This is a genomic window from Thermohalobaculum sediminis, assembly GCF_023487995.1.
Lineage (GTDB): Bacteria > Pseudomonadota > Alphaproteobacteria > Rhodobacterales > Rhodobacteraceae > Thermohalobaculum > Thermohalobaculum sediminis.
The window spans coordinates 1-2,664 of sequence record NZ_JAMFKN010000037.1; the positions used below are offsets into that span (position 1 = coordinate 1).

Below are 2,664 nucleotides of genomic sequence, written 5' to 3' on the forward strand. Positions count from 1 at the left end.
CTGCCGGGGGGCAGGAATCCCTGTCGACCCCTCGGCCATGCCGGAGGGGACACGTCGGCTCTACCACCTCGCGACCGCCGTTCCGCCCGCGGAGCGTACCGCCAGCGCGCCACGGGCGGGCATGATCGAGCAGCTCGGGCGCTCGGCGATGGATTTCGTGAAGGGCGCGCGCGAGATGACGCGCTTCGTCGGCGAGGCGACGCTCTCCTTCGGCCGCTTCCTCTCCGGACGCGCACGGTTCAAGCGGGCCGACCTCTGGCTCACGATCCAGCAGTGCGGCGCCGACGCGCTGCCGATCGTCAGCCTGATCAGTTTCCTTGTGGGGGTGATCCTCGCCTTCGTAGGGTTCTCACAGCTCCGCCAGTTCGGGGCAGAGATCTTCGTGGCCGATCTGGTCGGCATCGCGATGGCGCGCGATATCGGTCCGATCATGGCGGCGATCGTGATGGCGGGCCGCACCGGAGCCGCCTTCTCGGCACAGCTCGGCACGATGCAGGTGAACGAGGAGATCGACGCGCTGAGAACCTTCGGCATGCCGCCGATCGATTTCCTGGTGCTGCCGCGAATGCTTGCGCTGATGCTGATGCTGCCGTTGCTGGCCCTCTACGCGAACCTGCTCGGGATTCTCGGCGGGGCGGTCGTGGGCGTCCTCGAGCCCACCATCACGCTGCGGCAGTACTGGCAGGAGACGCTTGGTTCGATTGCGCTTCTCGACTTCGCCGGCGGCCTCATCAAGAGCGTCGTCTACGGCGCCCTCGTCGCGCTTGCCGGCTGCATGCGCGGGATGGCCTGCGGACGCAGCGCCGCCGCGGTAGGCAACGCCACCACTTCGGCCGTCGTCACTGGGATCGTCTCGGTGGTCGTCGCCTGCGCGACGCTGACCGTCGTCTACGACATCATCGGGATCTAGGCGCGGCATGGGCATCGGATCGAAATCGGAGGACCTTATCGCGGTGCGGGGGCTAACCATGGCCTTCGGCAAGAAGGTCGTGCAGCGCGACCTGAACTTCACCATCCGGCGCGGCGAGGTCTTCGTCATCATGGGCGGCAGCGGTTGCGGCAAGAGCACGCTCATGCGCCACATGATCGGGCTGATCCGACCTGCGTCCGGTCAGGTGCTCTACGACGGAGAAGACTTCTGGGCGGCGACGCCCACCCGGCGCGACGAGTTGATCCGCCGGATGGGTGTCCTCTACCAAGGCGGAGCGCTCTGGAGCTCGATGACGCTTGCCGAGAATGTCGGCCTTCCGCTCTCCGAATACACGGTTCTCAGCCCGCGGGAAATCCGCGATGTCGCCGCCTACAAGCTTGCGCTGGTGGGGCTCGCAGGCTTCGAGGACTACTACCCCGCCGAGATCAGCGGTGGCATGGCGAAGCGGGCGGGTCTGGCGCGCGCGATGGCGCTCGACCCCGAAGTTTTGTTCTTCGACGAACCCTCGGCAGGTCTCGACCCGATCACCTCGAAGCTGCTCGACGACTTGATCCTCGAGCTCAAGACGAGTCTCGGCGCGACCATCGTCATGGTGACGCATGAGCTACCGCAGATCTTCGCCACGGCCGATGCATGCGTCTTTCTCGACCCGGAGACGAAGACACAGCTGGCCACCGGGAACCCGCGGGATCTCGTGGCATCCGACAACCCGAAGCTCCGGGCCTTCCTGACCCGAGGCGGTACGGAGCCGGTCCGCGAGAGCGAAAGGACGACATCATGAGTGCCGAGGCAAATCCCTACCGTGTCGGGCTGTTCGTGGTGGGGGCGGTCATGCTGGTGATCGCCGGCCTCATCGGCTTCGGCAGCGACGATTACTTCAAGGAGAAGCGCGCCTACGTCGCCTATTTCCCCGGCTCCGTCGCCGGGCTGCGCGAGGGTGCGCCGGTCGCCTTCCGGGGCGTTCCAGTCGGCCAGGTGACCCGGATTGTCGCGCTCTACAACCCAGACACCCTCGAGGCCGAAGTGCCTGTCTTCTTCGAGATCGTCGAGGGATCGATCGACACTGGCGGCCGCGTCGATCGATCCGAGGTCGCCGATGAGGTGCGCAAACTGATCGACAGGGGATTGAGAGCGCAACTTGTCCCGCAGAGCTTCGTCACCGGCCAGCTCTACGTGCAGCTCGAGGTTCGTCCGGACAGCGAGGCGGTCCTGCGCGACAACGGGCGGGCCGGCGACGGCGTCATCGAGATCCCGGCAATTCCGGCGACGATCGACGTGCTCGACAAGCAGCTCAAGTCCCTGATCGGCAGCGGCGATGGTGAGGGCGGGCTGAGCTCGGTCATCAGCAACATCGACAAGCTCGCCAGCGACGAGAACGCCAAGTCGCTCTCCAACATACTCAAGAACGTCGAGGACTTCACTGCAGCCCTCGACGGATACGAGGAGGACATCGACGCCATCCTCTCGGGCATGCGCGAGACGGTGGAGGAGGTCGACACGGCGCTTGCCGGTCTCCCGGATGTCGTCGCCGAGGCTCGGACTGCGGTCGCGGGCATCGGCACCATCGCGGATCAACTCGGCGATCCCGAGACCGGCGTTTCGTCCGTCATCGCCACGGCGCGCGACGCGGCGGCCGCGATCTCGCGCATGGCCGACCAGATCAACAACGCCGTCGCCGAGAACCGCGACGGCCTGAAGGATTTCACGCAAAGTACGCTGCCCGAGGTCGATGG

General features: G+C 66.3%; 3 protein-coding genes. All 3 read left to right on the forward strand.

Going from position 1 to position 2,664, the window contains the following annotated elements; genetic code table 11:
- The coding region (locus M1105_RS20450; protein WP_249582221.1) for an MlaE family ABC transporter permease at positions 1 to 910 on the forward strand (910 nt) is incomplete at its 5' end.
- Between the two features lie 7 nt (positions 911 to 917).
- Complete coding sequence (locus M1105_RS20455; RefSeq protein WP_249582222.1) at positions 918 to 1,712, forward strand: ABC transporter ATP-binding protein; 795 nt, start codon at positions 918 to 920, stop codon at positions 1,710 to 1,712.
- Between the two features lie 50 nt (positions 1,713 to 1,762).
- The coding region (locus M1105_RS20460; RefSeq protein WP_249582223.1) for an MlaD family protein at positions 1,763 to 2,664 on the forward strand (902 nt) is incomplete at its 3' end.

What these genes read in the sequence shown, in the direction of transcription:
- M1105_RS20455 (WP_249582222.1), top strand. Translation starts at nt 918, where the DNA reads ATGGGCATCGGATCGAAATCGGAGGACCTTATCGCGGTGCGGGGGCTA.